30 protein-coding genes and 1 pseudogene are annotated in these 26469 nt (G+C 61.5%); 14 read left to right on the forward strand and 17 right to left on the reverse strand.

Translation table 11 applies throughout. From position 1 onward, the window contains the following. Positions 1 to 21: 21 nt before the first annotated feature. Positions 22 to 1254, reverse strand: coding sequence for a biotin/lipoyl-binding protein (locus GWG65_RS23080; RefSeq protein ID WP_275197914.1), 1233 nt, complete (start codon positions 1252 to 1254; stop codon positions 22 to 24). Further along, positions 1247 to 1711, reverse strand: a complete 465-nt coding sequence (locus GWG65_RS23085; RefSeq protein ID WP_275197915.1) for a hypothetical protein — start codon at positions 1709 to 1711, stop codon at positions 1247 to 1249. Before GWG65_RS23085 ends, GWG65_RS23080 begins: the two co-directional genes overlap by 8 nt. Before the next feature lie 173 nt (positions 1712 to 1884). Between GWG65_RS23085 and GWG65_RS23090 the strand changes: the two genes are divergently transcribed. Continuing rightward, the gene (locus GWG65_RS23090; protein ID WP_275197868.1) at positions 1885 to 2337 is read left to right on the forward strand and encodes a hypothetical protein; all 453 of its coding nucleotides are present in this window, start codon (positions 1885 to 1887) and stop codon (positions 2335 to 2337) included. Between the two features lie 38 nt (positions 2338 to 2375). Beyond that, entirely contained in the window at positions 2376 to 3176 is an 801-nt protein-coding gene (gene ppk2, locus GWG65_RS23095) for a polyphosphate kinase 2 (RefSeq protein WP_275197916.1), read from the forward strand. 175 nt (positions 3177 to 3351) lie between these two features. On the opposite strand, the gene GWG65_RS23100 is transcribed toward ppk2, so the two are convergent. From GWG65_RS23100 to GWG65_RS23110, 3 genes are all read right to left on the reverse strand, one after another. Continuing rightward, positions 3352 to 3786, reverse strand: a complete 435-nt coding sequence (locus GWG65_RS23100) for a hypothetical protein (RefSeq protein WP_275197869.1) — start codon at positions 3784 to 3786, stop codon at positions 3352 to 3354. Between the two features lie 410 nt (positions 3787 to 4196). Next, a complete protein-coding gene (locus GWG65_RS23105; protein ID WP_275197917.1) occupies positions 4197 to 5882 on the reverse strand; it encodes a SulP family inorganic anion transporter in 1686 nt (561 codons plus the stop codon). Beyond that, complete coding sequence (locus GWG65_RS23110; RefSeq protein ID WP_275197870.1) at positions 5882 to 6556, reverse strand: YoaK family protein; 675 nt, start codon at positions 6554 to 6556, stop codon at positions 5882 to 5884. Before GWG65_RS23110 ends, GWG65_RS23105 begins: the two co-directional genes overlap by 1 nt. 132 nt (positions 6557 to 6688) lie before the next feature. On the opposite strand from GWG65_RS23110, the pseudogene GWG65_RS23115 reads away from it, so the two are divergent. The 3 genes and pseudogenes from GWG65_RS23115 (at position 6689) to GWG65_RS23125 (ending at position 9013) form a co-directional block, all read left to right on the forward strand. Beyond that, positions 6689 to 7473 (forward strand): annotated as a pseudogene (locus GWG65_RS23115) (hypothetical protein). Positions 7474 to 7529: 56 nt separating this feature from the next. Next, positions 7530 to 8393 (forward strand): dienelactone hydrolase, encoded by an 864-nt coding sequence (locus GWG65_RS23120; RefSeq protein ID WP_275197871.1) that lies wholly within the window; start codon positions 7530 to 7532, stop codon positions 8391 to 8393. Positions 8394 to 8401: 8 nt separating this feature from the next. Then, positions 8402 to 9013 (forward strand): invasion associated locus B family protein, encoded by a 612-nt coding sequence (locus GWG65_RS23125; RefSeq protein WP_275197872.1) that lies wholly within the window; start codon positions 8402 to 8404, stop codon positions 9011 to 9013. A gap of 15 nt (positions 9014 to 9028) precedes the next feature. Here the strand turns inward: GWG65_RS23125 and GWG65_RS23130 are convergent, their stop codons facing one another. Continuing rightward, positions 9029 to 9403, reverse strand: coding sequence for a response regulator (locus GWG65_RS23130; protein ID WP_275197873.1), 375 nt, complete (start codon positions 9401 to 9403; stop codon positions 9029 to 9031). A 205-nt stretch (positions 9404 to 9608) separates the two neighbouring features. Next, positions 9609 to 10232, reverse strand: a complete 624-nt coding sequence (locus GWG65_RS23135) for a response regulator (protein ID WP_275197874.1) — start codon at positions 10230 to 10232, stop codon at positions 9609 to 9611. A gap of 365 nt (positions 10233 to 10597) precedes the next feature. On the opposite strand from GWG65_RS23135, the gene GWG65_RS23140 reads away from it, so the two are divergent. Further along, the gene (locus GWG65_RS23140; RefSeq protein WP_275197875.1) at positions 10598 to 11281 is read left to right on the forward strand and encodes a helix-turn-helix domain-containing protein; all 684 of its coding nucleotides are present in this window, start codon (positions 10598 to 10600) and stop codon (positions 11279 to 11281) included. On the opposite strand, the gene GWG65_RS23145 is transcribed toward GWG65_RS23140, so the two are convergent. Then, positions 11259 to 11717, reverse strand: coding sequence for a potassium channel family protein (locus tag GWG65_RS23145; protein WP_275197876.1), 459 nt, complete (start codon positions 11715 to 11717; stop codon positions 11259 to 11261). The genes GWG65_RS23140 and GWG65_RS23145 overlap by 23 nt on opposite strands. 173 nt (positions 11718 to 11890) lie before the next feature. On the opposite strand from GWG65_RS23145, the gene GWG65_RS23150 reads away from it, so the two are divergent. Genes GWG65_RS23150 through GWG65_RS23160 form a run of 3 tightly spaced genes read left to right on the forward strand, consistent with a single transcriptional unit; the run spans position 11891 to position 13665 of the window. Beyond that, complete coding sequence (locus tag GWG65_RS23150) at positions 11891 to 12538, forward strand: CoA transferase subunit A (protein WP_275197877.1); 648 nt, start codon at positions 11891 to 11893, stop codon at positions 12536 to 12538. Positions 12539 to 12542: 4 nt separating this feature from the next. Continuing rightward, on the forward strand, positions 12543 to 13193 hold the full coding sequence (locus tag GWG65_RS23155) for a 3-oxoacid CoA-transferase subunit B (RefSeq protein ID WP_275197878.1): 651 nt from the start codon (positions 12543 to 12545) through the stop codon (positions 13191 to 13193). Between the two features lie 13 nt (positions 13194 to 13206). After that, positions 13207 to 13665: a MaoC family dehydratase gene (locus tag GWG65_RS23160; RefSeq protein ID WP_275197879.1), complete on the forward strand. Its 459-nt coding sequence runs from the start codon at positions 13207 to 13209 to the stop codon at positions 13663 to 13665. Between the two features lie 19 nt (positions 13666 to 13684). Here GWG65_RS23160 and fabI read toward each other — a convergent pair whose 3' ends face one another. The 6 genes from fabI to GWG65_RS23190 form a co-directional block, all read right to left on the reverse strand. After that, the gene (gene fabI, locus GWG65_RS23165) at positions 13685 to 14473 is read right to left on the reverse strand and encodes an enoyl-ACP reductase FabI (RefSeq protein WP_275197880.1); all 789 of its coding nucleotides are present in this window, start codon (positions 14471 to 14473) and stop codon (positions 13685 to 13687) included. Continuing rightward, entirely contained in the window at positions 14470 to 15684 is a 1215-nt protein-coding gene (locus GWG65_RS23170; RefSeq protein WP_275197881.1) for an acetate/propionate family kinase, read from the reverse strand. Before GWG65_RS23170 ends, fabI begins: the two co-directional genes overlap by 4 nt. 5 nt (positions 15685 to 15689) lie before the next feature. Beyond that, a complete protein-coding gene (locus GWG65_RS23175; protein ID WP_275197882.1) occupies positions 15690 to 16652 on the reverse strand; it encodes a phosphate acetyltransferase in 963 nt (320 codons plus the stop codon). Positions 16653 to 16675: 23 nt separating this feature from the next. Then, positions 16676 to 18898, reverse strand: coding sequence for a DUF3141 domain-containing protein (locus GWG65_RS23180; protein WP_275197883.1), 2223 nt, complete (start codon positions 18896 to 18898; stop codon positions 16676 to 16678). Positions 18899 to 18968: 70 nt separating this feature from the next. Then, complete coding sequence (locus GWG65_RS23185) at positions 18969 to 20084, reverse strand: AI-2E family transporter (protein WP_275197918.1); 1116 nt, start codon at positions 20082 to 20084, stop codon at positions 18969 to 18971. Between the two features lie 66 nt (positions 20085 to 20150). Next, positions 20151 to 20996 carry a metal-dependent phosphohydrolase gene (locus GWG65_RS23190; RefSeq protein ID WP_275197884.1) on the reverse strand — a complete coding sequence of 282 codons (846 nt, stop codon included), beginning with the start codon at positions 20994 to 20996 and terminating at the stop codon, positions 20151 to 20153. A gap of 219 nt (positions 20997 to 21215) precedes the next feature. Here GWG65_RS23190 and GWG65_RS23195 point away from each other — a divergent pair, with 219 nt between their 5' ends. The 3 genes from GWG65_RS23195 to GWG65_RS23205 all read left to right on the forward strand — a co-directional run bounded on the left by GWG65_RS23195 (position 21216) and on the right by GWG65_RS23205 (position 22757). Beyond that, positions 21216 to 21749 (forward strand): GNAT family N-acetyltransferase, encoded by a 534-nt coding sequence (locus GWG65_RS23195; protein ID WP_275197885.1) that lies wholly within the window; start codon positions 21216 to 21218, stop codon positions 21747 to 21749. Between the two features lie 159 nt (positions 21750 to 21908). After that, positions 21909 to 22391 (forward strand): hypothetical protein, encoded by a 483-nt coding sequence (locus GWG65_RS23200; RefSeq protein ID WP_275197886.1) that lies wholly within the window; start codon positions 21909 to 21911, stop codon positions 22389 to 22391. Between the two features lie 126 nt (positions 22392 to 22517). Next, positions 22518 to 22757 carry a hypothetical protein gene (locus GWG65_RS23205; protein WP_275197887.1) on the forward strand — a complete coding sequence of 80 codons (240 nt, stop codon included), beginning with the start codon at positions 22518 to 22520 and terminating at the stop codon, positions 22755 to 22757. A gap of 78 nt (positions 22758 to 22835) precedes the next feature. On the opposite strand, the gene GWG65_RS23210 is transcribed toward GWG65_RS23205, so the two are convergent. From GWG65_RS23210 to GWG65_RS23220, 3 genes are all read right to left on the reverse strand, one after another. Further along, entirely contained in the window at positions 22836 to 23591 is a 756-nt protein-coding gene (locus GWG65_RS23210) for an outer membrane beta-barrel protein (RefSeq protein ID WP_275197888.1), read from the reverse strand. Positions 23592 to 23853: 262 nt separating this feature from the next. After that, entirely contained in the window at positions 23854 to 24135 is a 282-nt protein-coding gene (locus GWG65_RS23215) for a hypothetical protein (protein ID WP_275197889.1), read from the reverse strand. Positions 24136 to 24576: 441 nt separating this feature from the next. Then, on the reverse strand, positions 24577 to 25095 hold the full coding sequence (locus tag GWG65_RS23220) for a hypothetical protein (RefSeq protein WP_275197890.1): 519 nt from the start codon (positions 25093 to 25095) through the stop codon (positions 24577 to 24579). 322 nt (positions 25096 to 25417) lie between these two features. Between GWG65_RS23220 and GWG65_RS23225 the strand changes: the two genes are divergently transcribed. After that, positions 25418 to 25693, forward strand: a complete 276-nt coding sequence (locus tag GWG65_RS23225; protein ID WP_275197891.1) for a hypothetical protein — start codon at positions 25418 to 25420, stop codon at positions 25691 to 25693. A gap of 380 nt (positions 25694 to 26073) precedes the next feature. Next, positions 26074 to 26349, forward strand: coding sequence for a hypothetical protein (locus GWG65_RS23230; RefSeq protein WP_275197892.1), 276 nt, complete (start codon positions 26074 to 26076; stop codon positions 26347 to 26349). The last annotated feature ends 120 nt before the right edge of the window (positions 26350 to 26469 follow it).

Below are 26469 nucleotides of genomic sequence, written 5' to 3' on the forward strand. Positions count from 1 at the left end.
TCAAGCCAAAGCCGAACACGGTCAGTGTCCGCTGAGTACCAGCGTCTTGATCGGCAGCAGCAGCGCCTGAATTCGCAAGAGCATGGCGTGAACGAGGCCGACACCATCAACGACATGCAGGGCGATTGCCCGGCTGGTGCTAGTCTCCTTCGCGGAGATCTCCTCGTGATTGCTGGTATAGGCATTGACGATGCAGCTGCTGCCCGGCGTCACGCCTTCAAGACCGCCCTTGTAGAGCGGCTCCAGGAAAGCCAGGATCGTGCCGGGTCGCCCGACATTCTGCGCCTCGATCAGTTGCTCGCCACTTCGGAACTGGCCGGCCGCGATGTAGTCCTGGACGTTGGTGACGACCATGGGAATGATGACCCACGGCTTCGAGATGCAGGTTGCTTCCGCCACCATGCCGACCTTCATCACCTGAGCCTCGATCTGACCAAAGCCGGCTTGCAAGGCGCGGCGGCCGGCGCCCTCCGGCACCAGCACGCCCGCGGGCCGCATCAGCTGATTGACGACGTCACCTGTGCGGACCAGGAATTGCTCCACACGTCCGTCGACACCGGCGCGAACAAACGTCTTGTCCAGATCGACCTGCGCTTCGGCCAATGCCGCCTGGGCACTCGCCTTTTCGGCAGGCAACAGCGTTGAAAGCCGCAACGTCGCCGACGTCTTGGACGCGGTGGCCGCGTCCACACCAGCTTGCCGCTGGTTGACCACGACCTGTAGTTTCTCAATGTCGCGTTGCGGGACGATACCGGGATTACGGCGCTGCAACTCGGTCTTGACGTCCAGTTCGTCCTTGGCCTGTTGAAGGCCGGCCTTGGCTTCCTGGGTCTGCGCTTCGGCCTTGACCACGTCGCTTTCCGCGCTTGTCATCGAGGCGTCGACCTCGGCGATCTTGCGCCTGGCCGTCTCCAAAGCCGCTTGCTGCTTCGAACTGTCCAACCTGAACAGCACATCGCCCTTCTTCACCGCTTCGCTGTAGCCGATATTGACTTCTGCCACCCGGCCAGAGCCCTCGGGCAGGATGGGCACCGTACGGTAATAGAGCGTCGCAGAAGACGTTGACGGGTGAAAGTAGAAGATCATGGTGATCAGCGACACCGTGAGCATCAAGCAGCCCGTGATGCCCCATCGCAGTTCGTACCAAATGGAAAAGAAGGTGATCTCCTTGCCGAACCGTTTGCCCTGGACATAGCGGCGGTAGAGGTAGTCCGGCAGGATGGTCAGAAGGGAGCAGAACATGAGCTCAAACATGGCTGCGCTCCTTCTCTTTCGCCGCGCCGGGTTTCTCGGGCGGCGGCGGGTTGGGTTTGACAACCGTCGTCGCTGGCCCGGGTCTTTCGGGTGGCTGCGGTCCGGGTTCGGCAACCTCGCTTTGCTGTCCCGGCGTTGCGTCTGCGATCTTCTCGACGGAACCGGCGATGCTGCGCAGCGGCGTGCCGAAATCCGGAAGGTCGATCAAGGCCAACAATAGTCCCGCCACCCAGAAGATGTGCATGTGGGTAAACAGGGAGATCAGACCGAGCACGGCCACGAACTCGAACTGCAGCTTCTGTGACTTGTGAGCCATCCGCTCGGGCAGGCTGTGCAGCTTCCAATAGAGCGTACCAACCCAGAACACGGTGCCGATCAGGAAGAGCCCCATCACGACCATCAGCGTATCCGTCCCGCTTCCCGGCGCGAGATAGAACGGCAGATGATGCGGGGCCATCAGGTGAAGTTGCTCGCTCAAGGGTATCTCTCCACTTTGGTCCCACAATCCAAGCCTGCCCACGTTGAATAGCCCGGTATGGAGCCACTTGATTTGAATCAAAGGACTTGGCCTTGCCAGCCCTAGCCTGCCCTAAGCACCGACGCTCGACAGCCAAACAGGAGCTTCCAGCCATGGCCAGCCTCGATGACCTCATCCCCAACGCCACGCAAATCCGCAAGGAAGCGGCCCTCAAAGAGGCCGAGAAGGCTGAAGAATATGTGCGCCTCGCCGCCGCGGCCGAAGCCGAGAAACGTGCCCTGATCGAGCGGCTGAGCAAGCCGTCCGGCAAGACCGAGGACGAGAAGATCAAGCTGGCCTCGACCATTATCCAGCGTGCAGTGCGAAACGGCCTGACTGAAGTGCAGGTCTATCGCTTCCCGAATACCCTGTGCACCGACAAGGGCCGCGCGATCAACCAGATGGAGGCGGGCTGGGAGAAAACGCTGACGGGTATTCCAAAGGAGATCTTCGAGCTCTGGACCGAATACCTCAAACCGCGCGGCTATCGCATCGGCTATCAGGTGATCGACTTCCCAGGCGGCGTGCCCGGTGACATCGGGGTCACCATTGCATGGGGAGACTGATCACCCTTTGGCCGAATTGAGGCAACGGAATGCGAAATATGGCAAAGGACGAGGCGGCAGAACGGATGAAGCGCAAGGATTACGAGAAGGAGCTCAAAAAGCTCCAGGTCGAACTTTGCCGTCTCCAGGACTATGTGAAGGAAAACAAGCTTCGGGTCATCGTGCTCTTTGAAGGCCGCGACGCTGCCGGCAAGGGCGGCACGATCAAGGCGATCACCGAAAAGGTCAGCCCGCGCGTATTCCGGGTGGTGGCGCTGCCGGCGCCATCGGATCGCGAAAAGACGCAGCTTTTTTTCCAGCGCTACATGAAGCAGTTTCCGGCCGGTGGCGAGATCGTGATCTTCGACCGGAGCTGGTACAATCGCGCCGGCGTCGAATATGTCATGGGGTTCTGTTCACCCGCCGAGCACGATCGTTTCCTCGCGCTCTGCCCGCAGATGGAAAAGTACGTCATCGACGGCGGCATCATCCTGATCAAGATCTGGCTCGAGGTCGGGATGGACGAGCAGGAGCGCCGCTTCAACGCCCGCATCGACGATCCGGTGCGACAATGGAAGCTCAGCCCTATGGACGTGGAATCCTTTCGGCTCTGGTACGATTATTCGCGAGCGCGCGATCTGATGCTCAAGAAGACCAGCACGAACCATGCGCCCTGGTACATTATTCGCTCCGACGACAAGCGGCGCGCACGGCTGAACTGCATCGCGCATATCCTAAAGGCCATCCCGCACAAGCGGATCAGGAAGGACAAGGTGAAGCTGCCGAAGCGTTCCGACAAGGGGCGCTACAATGACCAGGCCAGCCTGCGCGGGATGAACTTCGTCGCCGAGCAGTATTGACGAGACGATCGGGCCGCACTCCCGGTGCGGTCCGATCGTGAAACGCCACACCGATACCGCTGACAGTCTTTGGTAGAGCCTGTCAACAGCGCATTCCTTCAGTGGCCTGCGTGCATGAGGGAACCCGTCGCCATTCAAGCTTGAGCGCTGCGGCCGCTGAAGCGGCCGATCGCCCCTACTGCTTCAAACGTATCGTCACCCCACCCACGGCGGCAGAGAGCTCCGCGCCGACTTTCGGCCCGCTAAGCTGCAGGATCACGCCATTGCCGTTTTGCAGCTGAACGGCTCCGGCTCCAGCGGCAATGGCACCGCCCGCGCCGCCCACAGCGTAAGAGCCTTCGATCGACTCCGGCCCCCTCAGATTGAGGGCGCGGCCGACCAGCTTGGTGGTCGAAGCGCCGACCGTGAAGCCGACGCTCATGCCCGAGACCGTGAAGGGATATTTGTGGCCCCGGAGCAGCAGAACGCCTTCGCCGCCACCGACGCCGACGATGAATCCGCCCTTGGTGAAGACAACGGCAACCTGGCCGGTTTCGGCACGCGATGGCGTACTGAAGCCGGCACTTGCAAGCAGGGCAGCCAAGGCAGCATGGATGGCGACTTTTCTCATGACTCTTGTTTCCTTTTGGTTGTGATGTCGAGCTATTGGGCCAGGATCATCGCGAAGTAGCCGAACACGGTGAGCAGGATGCCCGACACGGCGTAGCCGACCGGGAAACCGATCCAGGGCGTCCGCCAGGCCCGGAAATGAACTGATCGATGCGCTTTTCTGCAGGCTTGGCGTCCTTGGGCATGTCTCTCTCCGGATCGTTGCGAGGTCGCGGCCGGATCGTGCTGCCCGCCCACCTCGGTCTATTGATCCAAGTCAACTGACGCGCATCCTGAAGAGCTCTGAAATACTTCGCGATGCAGTATCGCCCGAGGCGGCTCTCGCGCGGCCGATTGCGGGCGATGGGCGGTATCGGATCAGAGCCGGCCGGCTAACAAGCCGTATGGATCCTCCGGCTTGAGATCAGACCACTACCCGGCTTTGCTTTCGTCGAGTACGCTGTCGACCGACCGAAGCCACGCTCCGCTATCGGTCTTTTCCGCCAGGCCTTCAGCCCGCAGCAGATCTCGTAATTGTGCGTGCGCGCCGACGATACGGAACGCGATATTTCGGGAGGCGAGTTCGTCATGGAGATCGTGCAACATGCGCGCGCCGGCCAGATCGATGTAGGGCGATGCCGAGAGATCACACACTGCCAGCCTGATATCGACTGACGTCCGCAAGGTGTCCAAAACTTTTTCCAGGATTGTTTCGGCATTGATGTAGAGCAGCGAAGCTTCGGGTCGAAAGGCAACGATGCCGACCAATGGCTCGACGCCTTCGTGCCTCGCATTGTCGGAGTAACGGCCGGTACCAGGGAGCCGTCCGAGGAAAGCGACATTCGGACGTGAGGCCCGCGCCAGGAGCAGAACGATCGACGCAATGGCTGCCAGCAGGACACCTTGCAGGATCCCCAGAAGCAGCACGGACAGAAGCGCAATCGCCGCGGCATAAAAGTCGATGCGGCTGACCTGCCACATCCGCAACAGCGCACGGATGTCCACCAGCCTGTGGACCGCGGCAAAGACGATCGCCGCCAGGACTGTCTTGGGCAGATTCGTCAACAACCCCGTGAAGAACAGCAGGCACAGCGCAAGCGTCACCGAACAGATCACCAGCGCCAGTGGCGTGCGCGCGCCGGCGTTGTCGTTGACCGCAGATTGCGACAGCCCGCCGGCCACAGGATAACCGTGGCCGAATGCGGTGACGAGGTTCGCCGCTCCCAGCCCCAAAAATTCCTGCCGGACATCAAGGGCATAACCGTGCTTGGCAGCAAAGCTGCGAGCGGCGGAGACACCTTCTATGTAGGCCAGCAGCACGCATCCCGCAGCCAACGGGAAGAGCTCGTCGGGCTCCAATAGACCCAAGCTGGGCAATCCGATCGCCGGCAATCCCTCGGGAATTCTGCCGGTGACTGGCACGCCAAGGGACGGAAAGCCAAGCAGTGTCGCCACGACGATCGACAGTGCCATGATCGTAAGGCCGACCGGCTTTCCCGGCAGCCGCCGCTCTCCCACCAGCAGAAAGAAGAGCGCGATGGCTCCGATCGCCAGAACCAGCCAATTGGTGCCGCCGAGCTGGCCGGCGAGCTTGATGGCGCGATCGAAGAAATTGTGACCGCCTCCGGTGACTCCGAGCAGGCTCGGCAACTGGCTCATCACGATGGTGAGTCCTGCGCCGGCCTTGAAACCGACCAGGATACTGTCGCTCACCAGGCGGACGAGAACGCTGAGCTTGAACAACCAGGCGATCAGACAAAGCAGTGCCACCGCACATGCGGCCAGGCTCGCGATCTCGGCGTATTTCGCCGCGTCTCCGCCGGCCAGTGCCCCGACCGTGGCCGCCATCATCAGCGAGATCGCGGAGGTCGGACCGACTGCAAGCTGGCGAGATGATCCGAGCAGCGCGTAGCCGATGCCGCCGAGCATGTAACCGTAAATGCCAATCTGGGGCGGCAGGCCCGCCAGCGTCGCATAGGCCAGTGACACGGGGATGGCGTATGTCGCGAGGGTGATGCCGGCGATGGTGTCCGAATGCAGCCAAGCGCTGTGATAGTGCGCCAGCCAGGTCGCGGGCGGAAACAGGGAGATCCAGCGAGATCTTCGCTCAGAAGACATCATAGGGTAGCCTCGTCGCGTGGGGCTTCGCAGCGCAGCAGCACGACCAGGAGTGCAATCACGGGGATACCGAGCGCGAGATTCGGGATTTGCTTGGTCGCGAAGGCACCAAGGGCGGCCCCGAGACCGAACGTGACGCATAAAGTGGCGACAATGCCGGGAGGTCGTAGCGATCCATTGCCGGAGGTTGCAGCGAACACACCTTCAATCGCTTGCCGCATGTTGCCCGTGCTCATGACCGAGCTGTAGACCACGCCCTTGGCCCTCGTGAAGACGGCGCTCTGTACGGTGGCGACGAACGAAATCCCAAGTGTTCCCGCGAGATCCGGCAGACGGTTGTGCAGGATGGCGATAGTGACCAACAGCAGGATTTCGACCAGCGTGCTGATCGCGCTGTCGCGCTCTCCGGTTGCCCAGCGCAGCCACGCCGCGACGACGATGCCGACCGCGAACGCAAGGATCGCTGGGGTGAAGTGGAGCGCTTTCGTCCAGTTGCCGATCGAGCCATAGACCCAAAGCAGTACGAGATTGGCGGTTTGCACATTAGCCATCACGCTGTGGATGATCCACGTATAGGCGTCGAGATAGCCGCCTGCGAAGGCCAGCATCAGCGCGATTGGCACCGTTTCGTCGCGGCGTATCGACGAAGCAGCGGCAGTATTCATCGTGCTCATGTCCGAAACGTCGGGTTTTGAAATCCTACGGCTCCACAGGGAGCGGCTGACCGACTACGAGGATTGATCTGAATCAAGCATCGCCGGGTATCACCAACCAGATTTGGCGCAAATGGCTGGAGGGCTTGCGCCATGAGCACGGTCAGATGGATCATCTCCGCCGCTCCGGAAACATTCCTGCTGTTGTCGGTAGCGCTCGGCACCATTCTTGGCCGCGTTCGGATCCTTGGCTTTTCGATCGGCACGACCGCGTGCACGCTCATCGTGGCCCTCCTGATCGGGCAGCTCGGCACCTTCGCGTTTCCGTCCCTACTGAGAGTCATTCTCTTCAGCCTGTTCGTGTTCACGATCGGGTACCGGTCGGGGCCAGAGTTCTTTGCCTCGCTGAGCATCCGCACCCTAGCGCAGGTTGCGCTCGCGCTCTGCTTGGTGGCACCGGCCTCGTCATCGTTCTTATATTTGCCAATGTGTTTACGCTCGGTCCAGGCACCGCTTCCGGTCTCGCTGCGGGGTCCCTGACACTGTCATCGGTCATCGGCACGGAGTCCGGCACGCTGGCCCAGCTCGGGCTCGCCAAAGACGTGTTGGAGCAGCAGGAGGCGAACGTCGCCGCCGACTATGCCGCGTGGGTTGCTATCCAGTCGCACGGCATGCTGCTGGTCGGCATGGGCCTGGTGGTCACGCTGGTGCCGCTGATCGTGACCACCCTGTTTGCCCATCGCCTGCTCCGCATGAACCCAGTCATCATATGCGGAGCGCTGGCCGGCGCCATGACGGTCGACGCCGCCGTGACCGGTGCCTGCGAGGTTGCGGAGAGCCAGACGCCGGTGCTCGGCGTTGCCGTGCCCTACGCCGTCGGCAACGTCGTCCTGACCGTCCTTGGCCCAATCATCGTAGCCAGCACCTTCGCCGGTTGACGGAGGCGCGTGTGAAGTCCCGGCATACCTTAAGCCTAAGATCGATAGCGGCAGCCTTGGCCTTCCTGGCCAGCCTTCTTGCTCCTGCACGCGCCGAAGACAATGTCAGAATCCAGGAGGAAATCTGGGCCCTGCCGCTGCCGCTACCGATGTTAGCCTATGTGGTGCGGCCCGTCGGCGACGGTCCCTTCCCGCTGGCGATCATGAACCACGGCGTGTCGCTCAAGACCGTCGATCGCAGCTTCTTCCCGCTGGTGGAGTTTCGCGACGCCGCGAAGTGGTTTGCCAGGCGCGGCTACCTCGTGATGGCGCCAGTCGGCACCGGGTATGCTGCGGCCGCCATCGACATTCCCGAGCACGGTCTCTACGGACCGTTCTTCTCCAAGGTCGGAAACTGCACAAATCCGAACTTCCATGACGCCGGACGTGCGGTCGCGCAGGTCGGTCTCTGGATCATCGACTACATGGTGGCCGAGAAGCGCGTTCTGCCGAAGGACGCGGTCGTCGTCGGACAGTCCGCCGGCGGCTGGGCCTCCAGCGCGCTTTCGAGCGTAAACCCGCCGCAGGTCAAGGCGATCATCACCTTCGCGGCAGGACGCGGCGGCCGCGTCGACGGCAAACCCAACAACAACTGCGCGCCGGACAAGCTAGTCGAGGCAACCGCCGATTTCGGCCGGACCTCGCGGGTACCGATGCTGTGGTTCTATATCGAAAACGACACGTTCTTCGGCCCGGCCCTATCCAAGCGCATGCACGACGCCTTCACCGCTGCCGGCGGCAGGGCCGAATATCATCTCATGCCACCGTTGGGCGACGAAGGGCACTTCTTCATCGGCTCGCCCGACACGATCGCGATCTGGTCACCCCTCGTCGAAAAATTCCTCGACGCACAGAAACAGCCGCGGAGGCCGGCGCGTTGAGACGTAACATGATCAAGGTTTCTCCAACACCATGGCTCAGGCACGCGCGCGCCTGCCTGTCGATATTGTTCGCAGCGACCATTGTCGGACTGGCTTCGGCCCGGAACGCCGCAGCGCAGAAGCAGGCGCGCGAGGCAAAACCCGCCGAAATCGCGCCTGGCGGACACCGCGAAGCCAAGGACATCGCCTATGGCGACTGGCGGAAGCTCTGCGTCAAGCCGGGAGGTGGGCCGATGCTGTGCCGGACTTCGATCACCGGCAAGTTTGCAACGGGCCAGATGGCGGTACGCGTAGACCTAATCGAGCGTGACGGCGACCGCACTGCCCGATTGCAACTGTTTGTCCCCGTCGGCATGTATCTGCAACAGCCTGCCAAGCTGACCGTCGATCGGGGAATTTCCCGATCGTTCCCCTACACCTGGTGCTTGACCAATGCCTGCATCGCCGCCGACGCTGCGGATCCCAAGTTCATCAAGGACATGGAAGCTGGCAAGACTCTGGTGCTCGAGGTCACCGATTCCAACCTTCTGTCTCTGACGACATCGTTGCCACTGGCGCAGTTCGCTTCGGTTCACAACAGCGTGCCCGTACAGACCCTGGAGGAGGACATCGAGGAGTGAGCACGCGAGACAGGATCAGACATCCTTGGCGCAAGCGCGTTCAATGGAGTCAATGAGAGCACTTGCTGCGAATGGCTTGGCCAAGTAGGCGGCACACCCGGACTGCATCGCGGCCGCCTGGTTCGCTTGGCAGTCGTTACCGGTAATGTAGATGACCGGGACAGTAGCGCCCTCGCTTGCCAGCCTGCGGCGGAGGGAGATGCCCGACTCTCCGTCGAGATTGATATCCAGAACGATGCAGCACGCCTCTTCGAAGCAGCCATAACGAAGCAACGCCCCGGCGGACTCGAAAGCGACCGCATCAAAGCCGTGCTTCCGAAGCAACCGTTCCATGCTTCGGCGCATTGATGAATCATCGTCCACGACGTAAATCGACTTACGTGCAAACAATGGGGCCTGGCTTTCTCATTGGAAACTTAGCACTCGCGTCGCAACGACGCTGCACGGCAAAGGTTCCTGCGCTAATCCGATGACTTAACGACACCGGCATGTAGTCAGTCCCGGCCGAATTATGTCAAATAACATTTCCTATTGTCCTATCGTACAGGTCCTCATCGCGATCCCTGACGATAGCGTACGAAAACCGGCCTTGGGTTTACGCGTTTCCCGACTCCAGAAGGCCGAGCCGCTCGGCGGCGGAGACCAATTCGGCAAACGATGGCACCTGCATCTTTGTCATCACTTGATGGCGGTGCGCCTTCACCGTGCGTTCTGTCGTTCCAAGCTCATAGGCGATCTGCTTGTTGATCTTCCCGCGCACGATCAGATCGAACACCTGTCGTTCGCGCCGCGACAGAGACATCAAGCGAGAACGAATCAAATCGAGCTTGCCCTGTTGACCGCGCACCGCCTCCTGTTGAGCCATTGCGCGTTCGATCGCGCCGATCAGCTGTTCCGACGAGACTGGCTTAGTAAGAAAATCCTCCGCGCCGGCCTTGATCGCCCGGACAGTCGTCGCGGTATCGGCATGCCCGGTGAGGAAGACGATGGGCAGCGGCGAATGGCGTTGGGCGAGGGAGGCTTGCAATTCGGGGCCGCTCAGGCCGGGGATCTGCACGTCGAGCAGGATGCATCCTGGATGTTCCGCCGCCGGCGGATCATCCAGCAGCTGTTGCGCCGACGCGTAGGTCACAACTTCATATCCGGCCAGCTTGAGCCGACGCTGGATCGCCATCCGAAAGGATGCGTCGTCGTCCACGACGTAAACGAAGCCAGACAATGTTTCCCCCTCGACGAATTCTTGGAACGCAGAAAGACCAAGTGATCGCGCGAGCCTGGCGAAGCAACTCAAAGGGATCTGCCGAACCGCGCCGTCAATGCCCGAGTAAAGCAGCCCATTTGGAATGGCACAATCCCGAACGGACGTCCGCTGTCGGCATATTGCCGTGCGATCTGACAGAACCTCTGACTGGATTCTCATCCAGCGCATCACGCGCGGCCCCCTGTACCTTGGTACAATGCACCTACAGACAATGGTTGAAAAGCCCGCTTTTGGCATAAACAACCTTCGCGGGAAGTGGATTTCGGCGGCTCCTTATTCCCGGTGATGGAAGTACCGCGTCCCCATCAGTTCGGGAGTTGGTCATGTTAGTTCGCAACGCCGCCGACGCTTCCTTGCGGCTTCATTCGCTCCGCGAGATCGGCTTAAACACCGACTCAAATCCGATCATCAGCTTAAACGAATTTACCTATAAGAAAGGCGCCGAAGTCTACGGCGAAAAGGAGCCCGCAGAGTACGTCTATCAGGTGAAGAGGGGCGCTGTGCGGAGCTATAAGCTGCTGTCGGACGGTCGCCGCCAGATTGGCGCGTTTCATCTGGTGGGCGATATTTTTGGGCTGGAGAACGGCAGTGCGCACAGATTCACGACCGAAGCGATCGTCGACACCACGGTTCGCCTGGTGAGGCGCCAAAGTCTCGAGCTGGTTGCGCAGGGCGACGCCATGGTCGCCCGCAACCTGCTGAGCATGACCACCAGCAACCTTCAGCATGCGGAAGATCACATGCTGCTGCTCGGCCGCAAGACGTCGCTGGAGCGGGTCGCAGCCTTTCTGATCGAGATGGACAAGCGCCTGACGGCCGCCGGGATCATGGCACTGCCCATGTCGCGACGGGATATCGCGGATTATCTCGGGCTGACTCTGGAGACCGTGTCCCGTGCCCTGTCCCGGCTGCACGAACTCGGGATCCTCGGCTTCATCGGAAACAATCAGCGCCAGATTGTGCTGCTAGATAGGCCGCAGCTCGCTAGTCTCGATCTGCAGAACTAGGCCCAGGCGCCGCGATCGCGGCGAGATGTTCGACCGTCTTGCGAAGCACCTCGAACAGGACGGCGGTCGACCAGCCGAACATCAGGATTCCATTCATCGCTGTCATAGGTCCCGTCAGCCGCCAGCCCTCCACGGGCGTGATATCGCCATAGCCGAGCGTGGTGTAGTTCACGAAGGTGAAATATAGCAGATCGCTTCCCGGAGGCGCCGCGCCGACCATGGCGTAGGCCAGCGCCCAGATGAGAACCTCGACAGTGTGCGCCACCATCAAAATGACAGCAGTCGTGACCATCACGGCCATCAGGTGCGATCGGGGCCGCGCCGTGTGCTTCAATCCGGCGGTGCGGGCGATGTCGATCGCCGCAACAGTCACCAGTGCGTGAATCATGATGTTGATCACGCTGATGAAGGTGCCGAGCAGGAATTGGACGGCCATCGCGGGCTCCCACTGCGGACTCGGCCATGCCGGTGGTTTGGTCGGTCAGCGTTGCCATCCAGCGGGGGGATGATGTGGCGCCTTGATGCAGATCAAGAGCGCGCGGCAGCCTGCCCCCCAGCATCTCTCCGCTGAGGTTCTTCGTCGTTTCCCCGCCGGCCGGAGCTGCAATCATGCGGACTATCTGCGTCGAAGAAGCCATCGCGATGATTCCCTCAGGCGCGAGCATCATGGTCGGCGGGTTCATGGGCGTCGGGACACCGGAGCGCCTGCTCGACGAACTGGTGCGGCAGAAGAAGACGGGCCTGTCGTTGATCTGCAATGACGCAGCCATCCCCGGCAAAGGCGTCGGCAAGCTGTTCGACACCGCGCAGGTCTCGCGGTTGACCGCAACGCATATCGGCCTCAACCCAACGGCACAGCAGCAGATGCTGGCCAACACGATCGCTGTCGATCTCATTCCTCAGGGAACATTCGTCGAGCGCATTCGCGCCGGCGGATGCGGCCTGGGCGGCGTTCTGACCCCGACCGGCGTCGGTACGCTGGTTGCGGAAGGTAAGCGTGAGATCGAAGTCGACGGCAGGTCGTTCCTGCTGGAGACGGCCCTGCGCGCGCAGTTCGCGCTGGTGCACGCCTTCCTGGCCGACTACCTCGGTAACCTCGCCTACGCACTGACTTCGCGGAACTTCAATCCCGTCATGGCGATGGCCGCCGATACCGTGATCGTCACAGCGGAGAACATCGTGCCTGTCGGCGTGATCGCGCCGGATCACGTCATAACGCCGGCACCGCTCGTCGACTACCTCATTACGAACGGGTGACGTCATGGATCCGCAGACCCTTATCGCTCGGCGCGTGGCCAAGGAGCTCCGGAGCGGCGACCTCGTCAATCTCGGCATCGGTATCCCTACGCTCGTCGCAAACTACGTTCCGGCCGACCTGAAGGTGTTCTTCCAGTCGGAAAACGGCCTGATCGGCACCGGGCCGATCCCCGAGCAGGGCTTGGCACATCCGACGCTGACGGACGCAGGCGGACGCCCGATCAGTGCGCTACCCGGCGCTTCGACCTTCGACAGCGCAATGTCATTCGGACTGATTCGCGGCGGCCATGTCGATGTTACCGTGCTTGGAGGTCTCCAGATCGATGCGCACGGCCATCTCGCCAATTGGATGATTCCCGGCAAGATGGTGCCCGGCATGGGCGGCGCTATGGACCTCGTCAGCGGCGCCAAGCGCGTCATCGTCGCCATGCAGCATGCGGCAAAGGGCAAGTCGAAGATCGTCGCGAAATGTACTTTGCCGCTGACCTCGGTGCGGCCCGTGAACCTGGTCGTCACCGACATGGCAGTGATCGGCTTTGCCGGCGGCAAGGCGACGCTGCTTGAGACCGCGCCGGGCGTCACGATCGGCGAAGTCATGGCGGTGACGGACGCCGACCTCGTCGTTCCTGACCATGTCCCGGAAATGATGATCTGACCAGGTGATGGACATGCAGATATTTGGCGATTTCAACGAGATCAGATCCGCCGTCGGCACCGAGATCGGCGCCAGCGACTGGATCGAGATCACCCAGGATCGGATCAACAGATTTGCGGAAGCGACCTGCGACGAGCAGTGGATCCATGTCGACCAGGAGCGCGCGAGTAAGGAATTGCACGGCGGCACCACCATCGCCCACGGGCTGCTGTCGCTGGCGCTGGCGCCGATGTTCATCCGTTCGGTGATGGGGCTGAAGGGCCTGCGTAACACCCTGAACTACGGCGCGGACAGGATCAGGTACCTTTCGCCGGTCCCGGCGGGCTCGAAGCTGCGCGGCCGCGTCACCGTTGCCGAAACGGAGGACGTGCCTCCCGACGGCCTGCGTGTGAATTACCATCTCGTGATCGAGATCGAAGGCGGCAAACGGCCGGCTTGCGTCGCCGAGCTGATCGCTCTGCACTATCGCTGAGCAACGCGCCGGTTTCTCCTCAATCGATGATGTGATAGCCGCCGTCGACGTAGAGAACGCTGCCCGTGATGAGCTTGGCGCCGTCGAGCGCCAGGAACGCGGTTGCGTTGCCGACATCGTCGATGCTTACGAGGCTGCGCGACGGCGCCTTCGATTGCGCCTTGTCCATCAGTTCGTCGAACTCTGGGATGCCTGATGCCGCGCGCGTGGCCAGCGGACCCGGCGAGATCGCGTGCACACGGATTCCTTTCGGCCCCAGCTCGGCCGCGATGTAGCGCACCGACGCTTCGAGCGCGGCCTTCGCCACGCCCATCACGTTGTAATTCTCGACCACCATCTGGCTGCCGTAATAGGTCATAGTGAACATGGTGCCGCCGTTCTTCATCAGCGGCTCGGCCAAATGAGCCATGCGCATGAATGACCAGCAGGAGACCTCCATCGTCTTCAGGAAGCCGTCGCGACCGACGTCCACGACACGCCCGTGCAAGGCTTCCTTCGGCGAGAAGGCGATCGAATGCAGCAGGAAATCGAGCTGGCCCCACTCCTTCTCGATCCGCGCGAACGCCGCTTCGGTCTGCCCCTCTATCATGACGTCGAGCGGCATGAAGATGGGAGCCTCAAGTGCCTGCGCGAGCGGCTCGACGTGCTTCTTCGCACGCTCGTTCAGGTAGGTGACGGCAAGATCGGCGCCGAGGGCGCGAAAGGCCTTGGCGCATCCCCACGCGATCGACTGGTCGTTGGCGATGCCCACGATGAGGCCTTTTTTCCCCTTCAGGGCAACCTTGGTATCAGGAAACACGGGAATCATGACGCCCTCTCCTGTCTGACATTGGTGGCTGGCCTGTTCATGAGCAGCGACAACGTGTGCTGCGCGATCATCAATTCCTCGTCCGTCGGCACGACATAAACCGGAATCAGGCTGTTTGACCCCGATATCAGCCGCGAATGCCGGGCATTCTCGGCCTGATCGAGGGAAACACCGAGCCATCTGAGCTGCTCGGCCACGCGTGCACGGATGGTGGCGGAGTTCTCGCCAATGCCGGCCGTGAAGACGAACGCATCCAGGCCTTGCAATGCTGCTGCGAGCATCCCGGCGTTGAGCCCGGTTCGGTAGACGAAATAGTCGATCGCCAGTTTGGCGTTGACACTGTCGCTGGCCTCGAGTTCGCGCATGTCGTTGCTGATGCCGGATAGTCCCTTCAGGCCGCAATCGCGGTAAAGGAAATTCTGAACGTTTGATGCCGACATCCCTTTCTCGGAGATCAGGTAGAGCACGACGCCCGGGTCGATCTGACCAGGGCGCGTTCCCATCGGGAGCCCGTCGAGAGCGGTGAAGCCCATGGTGCTTTCGATGCTTCGCCCGCCGCTGAGCGCGCACATCGACGCGCCGCTCCCGAGATGAGCGACGATGACCCGTCCCTTCGCAACCTTCGGCGCGAACTTCGGCAAGGTCTTCGCGATGTATTCGTAGGAGAGACCGTGAAACCCATAGCGCCGCACGCCTTCGGCATGAAGCCGGTGCGGGATCGCATAATGGTCCGCGACCGCACTATGTGTGCGGTGAAAGGCGGTGTCGAAACAGGCGACCTGCGGAAGTGCCGGGAGATTGGCGAGGATCGAGCGGATCGGCGCCAGATTGTGTGGCTGATGCAGCGGCGCCAGCGCGATAAACCGTTCCAGCCGGGTCACGACACCATGATCGACCAGGATCGGGCGGTCGTAGTCCGGTCCGCCATGAACGACGCGGTGACCAACCGCAATGGGATGGATGCAAAGCTCGTCCCGCAGCCACGCGCCGGCGACCTCCATCGCAGCCGGAACGTCCGGCACGGCATCGATCGGATAGGCTCGATCGGCAAGCGGATCACTGTGGACGCCGCTCGCCCGCAGGCGGGGACGGCTGCCGATCCCGTCGATCTGCCCCTTGAGCTGTTGCCGCAGCATTCCTTCGTTCTCGATCGAATAGATCCGGAACTTGACGCTGGAGGAGCCGGCATTGACGACAAGGATCGTATCCATGGCGCTCACGCGGCGATCGTAGGGGCATGCTGGCGCCGTGCATGGGCATACAAGGCTGCAACCGCACAGGAGGCCATCCGTGCGCGCGGCGAATCCGCACGCGACGTCAGAACGACCGGCACCCGGGCTCCGAGCACGACGCCGGCGCCGTCAGCCTTGGCGAAATAGGCAAGATTCTTCGCCAGCATATTGCCGGATTCGAGATCGGGAACGACCAAGATCTGCGCCCGGCCGGCGACTTCGGACTTTATCCCCTTGATCCGCGCCGCCTCCTCGTCGATGGCATTGTCGAACGCCAGTGGCCCATCGAGCACACCGCCCGTGATCTGGCCCCGATCCGCCATCTTGCAGAGTGCCGCGGCCTCGATCGTCGATGGAATCTTCGAGGTGACGGTTTCGACCGCCGACAGAATCGCTACGCGCGGCGATTTGCCGAAGCCAGCTTGCACATAGAGATCGATCGCGTTCTGGATGATGTCGCGTTTGGCGTCGAGGTCCGGGAAAATGTTGATGGCCGCATCCGTCACGAAGATGGTCTCGGCATAGGCCGGCACGTCCATCACGAAGACATGGCTGATGCGCCGGTCGGTACGCAGGCCGCCGGCCTTGGCAGTGACAGCGCGCATCAGCTCGTCGGTGTGCAGGCTGCCCTTCATCAGCAGCTCGCCCTTGCCTGCGTGGATCAGCTCGACGCCCCGAGTGGCAGATTCGTCGCTATGCGCGGTATCGACGATCTCGAACGCGCCAACGTCGAGGCCGTGCTTGGCGGCCGTATCCCGGATCTTCTTGTCCGGCCCGACCAGGATCGGGCGGATAATGCCGGCCTGTGCGCTTTCGACGGCACCGCGCAGCGATGTCTCGTCACAAGGATGCACGACGATGGTCGGAGTCGGCGGCACCGCCCTGGCGGCCGCGATCAGGCGGTCGTATTTGCTCGGAGGCTGTGTCTGCGTGGCATCGGCTGACATGAGGCCGCTCCTTCCAACCAATGTTACGATGCCTTTGCTTTGGGATCGAAAGGGGCGATATTCGACGCCCTTCCCTGCTGCTCGCCAGCCTCAAGGCCGAACAATGCCGCGATATGCTGCAGGCGATTCGCGCGTTCGCCCGTGATTTCCTCGCTGGCGGACAGCACCTCGCTCACCGCGGTGAAGGCCGCGCGGCGCTGATTGACGTCATCAGGCAGCAGTTTCGGGATCGCGGCCAGGGCCGCCTCGCGATCGAGCAGCAACATGAAGAACTGCTCGCGCACCAGCATCTTGAATTCGGGCAGTGTCAATCGCGCTCCGGCGTGGTCACGGCGGACCAGACGCAGCGCCTCAATGCTACGCTCGTCGACCATTCCTCTCGCAGAACCGACATAAAGCAGGGCGCGAAGCGCCGCTTCGCGCAGCCCGCCTTCGTCGATCCGGGATTTGAGCTCGCCGATCCGCTTCTCGAGCATGGCACGATGATCGGCGGGCATCTCGCGCGGACGCGCAGGTTCGACCTTCGGATCTATACCGAGCGCGGCCTGGAGCGCAGGCGAGCCATAGACGTTGAGGAAGATCGCCTCGCTCAGCGCCTCCTGCGAATCGCGCCAGCTGTCGAGGACATGAACGATCTGCTTGGAGATCTGCTCCTGAAATGCCAGGAAAGGATTGTCCTTCGAAACTGGCTTGCGGTTCTCTTCCAACCCTTCCGCGACCGACTTCACCGCGGTCATCCATGGATTCTGACTGCTGAACGCCTCATATTGTGTCCGCAGCGGGTGCAGATTGCGCATCAACTCCGCCGTCTGCGGCGCCACCATGCCCCTGATCCAGGGCTGCACGAACTTCCGATAAGCGGCGAGATTAAGCTCCGAGACGCGCTTGGCGGCAGCGAAGCGCCGCTCGTCATCGGGCGAATTGCCGCCCATGGCGCGGATGTCATCGAGCGTCCGCGCCTCGCAGCGCATCACCCACTGTCCGACCGCGAGGTCGGCATGCATGGTGTCGGCGCCCTTGGCCTCGAAGGTTGCCTCATAGAGCCCGGGCGGCAGCACATCGATCAGATCGATATTGCTGGAAAATTCGGCGTGCTCCTTCTTGGCGACGCCCCCGGAGACAAAGATGCCGAGATGACCCACGTTTTCGTGAACCGTGTAAACGATCGTCTGCCCATAGGCCCTGATGTCGTCGACGTCGGTGTAGCAATCAAGGATCCAGCCCAACGCCTGCTGCGGTGGCGTGACGTTATCGCCCTTCGAGCAGAACACCACGATCGGCGACCTGATGTTGCGCAAGTCCACCTGCTCACCGTCAGACATCTTGATGTTGCCTGCGGCAAGATTATTGCCGACGAAGAGCTCGTCGACGATGAACTGAATCTCTTCGGCATTGAGGTTGACGTGCCCACCCCACCACCGCTCGAACTCGAGGTAACGCTCGGCCTCGGTGTCGACTTTCGAATAGACGTTATACTGCTTGGTCCAGAGCGTATTCGAAGGATTCTGGCCCTCGAAGTTCTGCACCAGCCAGGCGCCGTCGAACTTGCCGGCGCCGAGATCGCTGACAAGCGCCGTCAGCCAGCTTCCGCCGAGCAGGCCGCCCGAATAGCGCATCGGATATTTGCCGTGTACGCCGGCCCAGTAGGCGAGCGGTGCACCGGCGATGATCAGCGGCCCGAACAGTTCAGGCCGCAGTGACGCCAGAATCATGACGGCCCAGCCGGCCTGGCAATTTCCGATCACGCAGGGCTTGCCATCGGCGTCCGGATGACGGCTGATGACCTTCTCGATGAACTTGGCTTCGGCGCGCGCGATGCGCTCGATCGTCTGTTCCGGCATCGGCTCCGGCAGGAAGCCGACGAAGTAGCAGGGATGCCCCGCCTTCATGGCGACGCCGATCTCGCTGTCAGCCTTGAATCCGCCGATGCCCGGACCGTGTCCGGCGCGCGGATCGATCACGACGAACGGGCGCCGCGCAGGATCAATCTCCACGCCTGCTGGCGGAACGATGCGGACGAGCGCGTAATTGACTGGTTCGTCCAGCTGCCGGCCGTCGACGATCAACTCGGCGGCATATTGCAAGACGTGAGGGGCGGCTTGGGCGACGTGCTCCCGATACTGATCGCCGCGCCGGCGCATCACGTCGAGGAACAGGATGCTCCGTTGTCCCGCATCGACCATGTATTCGACCGCCGACGCGACGAGTCCGGATATTGGGCCACCGGGCAATACAGGCATTTCCATCGCCGTTCTCCGACTTCCTCGTCGTATCGATTCATCCAAAGCCCGCTGCACTTGGCCGCGTTGATATAGGTCAACGCTCGATCGCCAGTTTCGCCGGCACAGCACGTTCGGCGCGGATCCAGGCGACCGTCAGCTCCCAGACTACAGACAGAATGATAGGTCCGATGAAGAGACCGATTATACCGTGGAAGAGAGTGCCCCCGATCACCCCGATTAGAATGACGAGCGCCGGCGTCGTCAGGCCGCGCCCCATGACAAGCGGTTTCAGGATGTTATCGAGCACCGATACGATCACGAGAAACACCGTCAGGAGCAGCGCGATCGGAAATTCCTTGTCGGTCCAGATCCAGATGATGACCGGCAGGATGATGATCGTTCCGCCGATCTGCACGATGGACAGCAACAGCACCACGAACGCCAGAAGGCCCGCGCTGGCAATGCCGGCCAGCTTGAAGCCGATACCGGCCAGCAAAGCTTGGATGATAGCGACGCCGATCACGCCTTGGGCCACCGCGCGGATGGTAGCCCCCGCCAGGTCCAGAAAGTGCTCGCTCTGGTCCGGCACGATGCGCGACAGAAAGCTGCGCCCTGCCGCCACGAGCTGAGGTCCATACGGAAACAGCACCCCGGCTACCGCCACCGACAGCAGAAACTTGACCGTTCCCACGCCGGCATTGCCGGCAAATCCAAGTAAGGTCGCCGCGAACGGCTTCAGGTAGGGCACGACGGCGCGCAAAAGCGAACGGAGATTGGTCGTCGCCTGATCCCAGAGATCGAAGAGCTGAGGCCCCACGATGGGCCACTCCTTAAGTGACTGCGGCGGCGAGGGAACATGCAGTTCACCAGCCGTCATTTGTGCGGCAATTTCTGTAATCCCGTCGACCGCGCCCATGCCGAGCCACGTCGCGGGTCCGATCACGACCGCGAGATTGACGAGAGTGAGGATCGTCGCTGCGAGCTTCGGTCGTCCACCGAAAATGTCACAGAGGCGCCGAAACACCGGGTTCAGCGCAGCGGCGAGCACGACACTCCAGGCCAATATGGGCACGAATGGACGGACAAGGAGTAGCGCCCAGACGAGCAACAGCCCCAGCAATCCGAGCCGGACTAAAAGCTGGATGATCTCGTCTCCGGAGACGATCTGGCGGAGTGTTTTCACGGACGCGCCTTCAGTCATGCCGCGCATGCTGTGGCGAGCTAGCCCCTGCTCTCGCTCAGCGGGCTTGATCCAGATCAAGCCGCGGCGGCTCTTCTAGGGCTGAGGTCCGGACAAGTTCAGCTCACGCTCCGCCCGAAACACGTTACCGTAGAGACTCGATATCCATTGCCGGCCGCGGGACGTCACGTTGAGGTAGCGTATCGCGGGCTGGATTTGAGGGGCGACGTTGCTCCAATAGAAATGCGGATATTTGTAGACGATGTCCGCCGGCGTCGCGTAGCCCAAGGTCTTGTTGAGTCCGATCTCTTCGAATTCGTAGAACAGCGCGTTCGACTTCTTCAGATAGTTCGGATCGCCGAGCTGACCGATGAGATCGGCGGCGCGCAACAGCAATCCTTCCTCTTCGATGAGGCTATCATTGGAGGACATCATATAAGGAAATCGGGTATATTCGATCGCCCGAGCTACCCGGTCCGCATCCAGCTGCTCGACAGAATCCAGCCGCTCCAGCACGAACAGTTTTGACCGATCGACATGGTATGGCGCGAGAGCCGCATCGGACGATCCTCGCGGCAGACGAACGGTGCCGCCGGTCACGTCGGCTATGAACAGCTCGTCCTCGTCGCCTTGAACGACGCCGCGCACATATCCGATGTCATGAGCAAGGCACGCCAGAATGAAATTCGCATAATCGTTTGCCGTGGTGGGCCGCAGAAGCGCGCGCCCTGTCAGAATATCATGCCCGGCAAGTGTCACGAGCAACGTATGCTCGATGTTGTGATAGAGGGCATCGCTATTGCCGATGCACTCCATGGTGAGCTTGGCCGCGAACGGAAGCAGTTCGGTCAGACCGGCATGCGAGGCACCAAACCGGTCCTTGGTTTCTGTCGCCAGAAAAGTGCCCAGAGCTTGCGATACCAGTTCCGGAACCGTGATCATCGGGTCGCTCCACTACGGCACCGTGGACGATATGCAGATCAAGCCAGGACTCTCCGCGATCCCGTCTGCACAGGTCAAGGTGCACGGCGCCAACAACCAGCATAGTTGCCGCTTCCGCGCCGGACCCTTGATGCAGATCAAGCAGCTGCAACCAACTGGACGCCTCATGGGCGGAGCGCGGCCAATTGCATTTTCCGGCCTCCAAAGACAAGAGCGCTCATGTCGGACACCGCCAAATACAGCGCAACAGAGCACTTGCGGGACGGCAGCCCGGTCGAAATCCGGGCGCTGCGGCCGGCAGACGAGGCCGACATGCTAACCGCGCTGGACCAGACAAGTGCGCAGTCGTTGCAGCGCCGGTTCTTCGCGATGAAGCGTCATTTCTCGAGCAAGGAGCGCGCCTTCTTCATGGACGTCGACTTCAGCGATCACGTCGCCCTGGTGGTGCTCGCGGAGCAGGCCGGCCGGCAAATCATCGTCGGCGGCGGACGATACGTCGTGTTCGAGCCTGGGCGGGCCGAGATGGCTTTCGTCGTCATCGATGCCTGGCAGGGACGAGGCGTCGGCTCCATCCTGATGGATCATCTCGGCAGGATTGCCACCGACGCGGGATTGCACGAGCTCACGGCGGAGGTCCTGCCCGAGAACAGGTCAATGCTGGCGGTATTCGGCAAGTTCGGGTTCAGGCCGGCCGCGCGTCACGACCCACACACGATCCATCTGGTGCGACGTCTCGGGCAAGGGAGTGCGTGACCGTCCCGAGCCGCTCACAGCTCCATCCTCGCTCGTTGATTCAAATCAAAGCTGGTTCGGTAACGACCGCAAACATTTCACGTGCACACTCATGCCGCCGGCGCGACGGAAATCCTTCCCTCGCCGGTCAGTCGATATTTCACCCAGGCGGAGGACGTTATGAGGTTCGTCAAAGTAGCATTTGCAGCAATCCTTACTGCCGCTGGCACGATGATTTCTGTACCCGAAAGCGAAGCTGCGCCGTTGCCCACCAACGTCGGCGCAATGAGAGCCGCGCTCGATAACGACGTGGTGAAAGTGCGCTATGGTGGCTGGGGTTATCGCGGCGGATGGGGCGGAGGCTACCGCGGAGCGGGATTGGGCTATCGTGGTTTGAGTTATCGTGGCGTCGGATATGGCTACAGAGGTTATGGATATCGAGGCTATGGCTACCGCGGCTTGGGCGCCGGCGCTGCCGTCGTCGGCGGCGCGATCGCAAGCTCGGGCTACTATGGTGCGTATCCCTACTACGATGGCGGATACGCCTCTTACGGCGGAGAATACGGCTACGATTATTGCCCGCCCAATACGTACAGCGCCTACGGCAGCTATGGCGGTTACGACGGCTACTACGCGAGGCGAAGCTATTATTCCGGCTGGTAGATCCGAGTCCGTAACCTCCTACGCGTGCGAGCGCCGGGAGCGCGAGCGCTCACACCTACGTTGATCTGGATCAACTCGCAGATGGAGCACTGTTCTCGAGTACGGCTCCAAACGGAGGAGACCAAAATGAAGCCATCTATCGGACTAGCGGCTGCATTGGTGACAATCGGATTCGTGTTCGCGAGTCCCCACAGCGCCAACGCCGTCGTATACTGCCAATACGTGGACTATCCCGCGAATTGCGTCGCGAGACCGGGCGTCGTCTTGGGCGCGCGTCCCGTTGCTCGCGCTGCTGCACGCGAGGCAGTGCGGCCCGGCACTCCGGCTAATCGTGGTGGTCCGGTCGATCGCGTCGGCAGGCGCTGATCAGCTTGCCGCGACAACGTCGCGGAAAATGAGGGCCGGCGTTGCCGCCGGCCCCTGAAGAAGCCAGATACGGAGAGATCAGTACTTTGCGACGACCTGGTTGCCCCAACCGAAGCGGTAGTTGAAGCGCAGCGTGACCATGTCCACGTCCTGCGTGATCCGGTCATTCACAAAAGCGGCAAGTCGCGGATCAGCGACCGTGAACGAATTATTCCGGTGCCCCATGAACAAATGGTCGTATTCGATGCCCACCGACCAATTCGGGGTGAAGCCATACTCGAATCCAACACCAATGACACCACCCCAGCGGGTTGCGCTTTGCGCAGCGAGCTCGGCGCCGGATGCAGTATCAAGGACGCTGAGGCGGTTGTCCGTCACCGCCGCGCCACCCTTCACGTAGAGCAGTGACGCATTCCAGGCGTAGCCGATTTGGCCGGTGAAGAGGCCGATGGCACTCGTTTTGGTGCGAGTGGAGAGCGAAGGATCGATGAGGCTAACGCGCTGGTTGCTGAGATCCGCCCAATCGCCCTGAGCTTCCAGACCAAACACCCACTGGCTGGCTTGCCATCGATAACCAAGCTGGCCACCGATGACGCCACCGGATCGATCGCGGCAGCCGGAAGCGACGGCTACGCCAGCCGCGTCAAGGAAATCCACGCAGTTGTGGTTCTGCGCCCAACCACCATTGCCGCCAATATAGAACCCGGTCCAATTGTAGATCGGAGCGATCATCGGCGCCGGCGGCGGCGCCTTCACGGCCATATCGGCAGCCATGGCGGGCCCCACGGCGCCCAATGCCACCAGACAAACGGTTGTTAGCAGAAGCCTTTTCATCGTGCTTTCTCCTTGCCGGCCGCCTCTGACTGGTCGAAACGGCGGGTTTGTTGCAATGCAATGATTCCCCAACTTCCGGCTGAACTCTACGGGCGAGGGTGCAATCTCCGCGTGCCAAAATGGCAACACCCCAAGACATTTCGTACCCGAGCCGATCTCTCTCGCTGGCGAAGCCCTCAATGATTTCGCCTGGTGTCCGAATGGAGGAAAGCCGTCTGCCGCCGGAGTTCGCTTCTTGGCATCGGCAACAAATCGGTGGTGATCACGACCCTTTTTCCGGGTCGCGCTTGTCCTCGCGACCAGCAACCTCCCCGCCTTGGTCTTGCGCGATCCAGAACGGGATGTCGCTCGAGGGAATCAGCCGTCGGGGCAAAAAGGGATTGAGCGTGCCTGCGAACACGATCAATCCCTCATTGAATTTCTCTCGCGCGAAAGTCCGTGCCTCGGCTTCGCTCTCGAATGTGCGCGTCTCCCGGGGACTTCGCCGCTTCGGCAAGGTCCCACGCTTGTGCACCTCGAACGTGACGTACCAGGTCTGCGGCATCCGCCAGCTTCCGAATCGCGATCAAGCGGACATCTGTCGACCATCAATGACCAGTGAGATCATGTTGGTGTCCTAGTAGCGCCGCTCTTGGCTGCGCTCCATGCGTCCTTCACCCCTCTCCTCGCGCCGTTCGGTCCGTCCCGTGCGCCGCTCATGGCGCCGCTCGTGGCGCGCTCCCCGCCTCTCCTGGCGTCGTTCCATGCCGACCGTCTGCGCCTGCGCTTGTGCTCCGAACAGGAACGTGCCGGATGTCGCCATTCCAAAGGCAGCTGCAGCAACGAAAGAGCGTCGCGACGCGCGAGTCGTTCAAACTTTGGCGTTTCACTCATGTCAGTGACTCCCGATCTTGAGGACGTTTCAGTAGACAACGCCTCGACGTGCATTCGTTGATCAGTGTCAACGGTGTTCGCCCCACGCTAAAGACGCAACGACCGGAGACTCTCACCACACCTGGTTGCCGAACCAGCCGTACTGCGGCGGCCGTGCGACGAGCCGGACACGTCTTTCGATGTGCCTCCTCGCAATTTTGTTTTGACGCTGCGGCTTCGCTTCAGCCTTTGTCGACTGACGCACTCGCAGCCGTTCGGCATCGAGCGGTCCAAGCTGAGCAAATGCCTCGCGCACGCGCGTCGGTGGGAAGTCGGCGCCCGGCGGGGCACCAAGCTCGACCTTAGCGATGTCAGTCGCGACGATCGTGGGCTGGCTGGTGTCGAGAACGACCCGCTCAGGCAATTTCCAATCAGAATGAATGCGGATAGTGCCGGAGCGCCCAGCTCCACCGCGTATGGCAGGCCGATCCGGGACAGAGGCATCCGCAACGAAGAACAGCGCGAGCAACGCACCGCCGACATAGAACAGATATCGTGAGATGGGCATTGTCGGTGCCATCGCCGCCACAGATTTTCGTCTGGCGAGCAACGGGCGACGGCGGCAAAATTGGCGAAGCAATGCAACCTGCATGGGCGTGGTTGCCTAAACCGAACCGCCGTTGCATCCGCTGCGGCGTGACTCTGGTGAAGCACTTGCTGAAGCTTGCTCGGCGCTCCGTTCGGCACGCGCTCGCACGCTGCAGCAGCCCAATATTCATCGCATTCCAGCGCGGCTTCGCTTGAGCCAGATCAACGAATTGAGTTTTCGCAACATCGCCTCGCGTAGTGTTGCACGGCTTGGTGAGTGCCAGTGACATGCCCCTTGGTACAATGACCACGAGGGCAATTGCAGGATCGTGCTGCGCGGGATAGAACTCTCATCGCCTACATCGAGCTTCTGGCAGGGAGGGCCGATGGTGAGTCAGTTCGAGCTGAGTTCGCGCGCAGCACTTTGCCGGCAGCTTGCAAGCCAGGATGCGGCAAACCAAACTGTCTGGATGGCCGAGGCAAGAAGCTGGTCACGCCTGGCCGCCGAGACGCTTCATGACGAGCACGAATTGAAAAGCGGCATCGTTGCCAGGTTCTTCTTCGCGTTCAGGGTCGCGGCGAAACACAGGCCTACGAACCGCCCGGCAGAGATGATAGAGATGATGAAGAGCGGCGCCTCAATAAGCCGCTCATCGCTCTAAGCTACGCTCAAGTGGCCGGCGGCTGTGCGGAAGAGAAGCATGACCTATGTTCTAATTGTCGTCAGCTGGCTCGGCGTTGCTAATAGCCCGTGATATCGACGCAAGAATTCTCGAGCGCGGAGCGTTGCGAAACAGCCCGGACGGCCCTGATGGAATACGCGAAGGCACGCAGCACCGACGAGACGCTGAGGCCCCTCTGCGTGCAGAAGTAAAAGAGCCGAGCGGACTGACGCGTGTGCCCGAATTCGGCTGAAAGCGTCTTCGCGCTTCGCCGACGCTTACCAGCTGCGCGATTTTCTTCGGTTCTTTGACCTTAATCAATGGTCCCATCACCGGTCCATGGAGCGATCCAAATTCACTCTCACAGGACGGAGACTATCATGAAGCGTGGCATGCTCACAAAATTATCACTCGCGGTTGCCGTGGTCGCCCTCGGAGTGTCTGGTTCAATTGGCTGGTCGACCGACGAAGGCCTTTCGCTCTCGCTAAGCCGGGCAGAAGCACGGGTCGGGCGGCCCTTGACACCCGTGTCAGTCGCGGGCGTTGCACGCCGCACCACCAGACGTGCGGTCGTAGGCGGCGCGGCCGTCGGCGCGGCCGCGGCCGGCACGGCATGCGTCCGCGTTCTGGTCAACGGCAGCTATGTCTGCCGCTGATAGCTGTCGTTGCCAGCTCTGAACACCGCATCCTGCCGGATGATGTTCCTGCAGGATGCGCTGTTCAGGTTTCGGAGCGCTATTGATAGAGGCCAACGCACGACGGAGCCCAGATCATGA

This window comes from Bradyrhizobium sp. CSA207, assembly GCF_029051685.1.
In the GTDB taxonomy this organism is placed as follows: Bacteria; Pseudomonadota; Alphaproteobacteria; order Rhizobiales; family Xanthobacteraceae; genus Bradyrhizobium.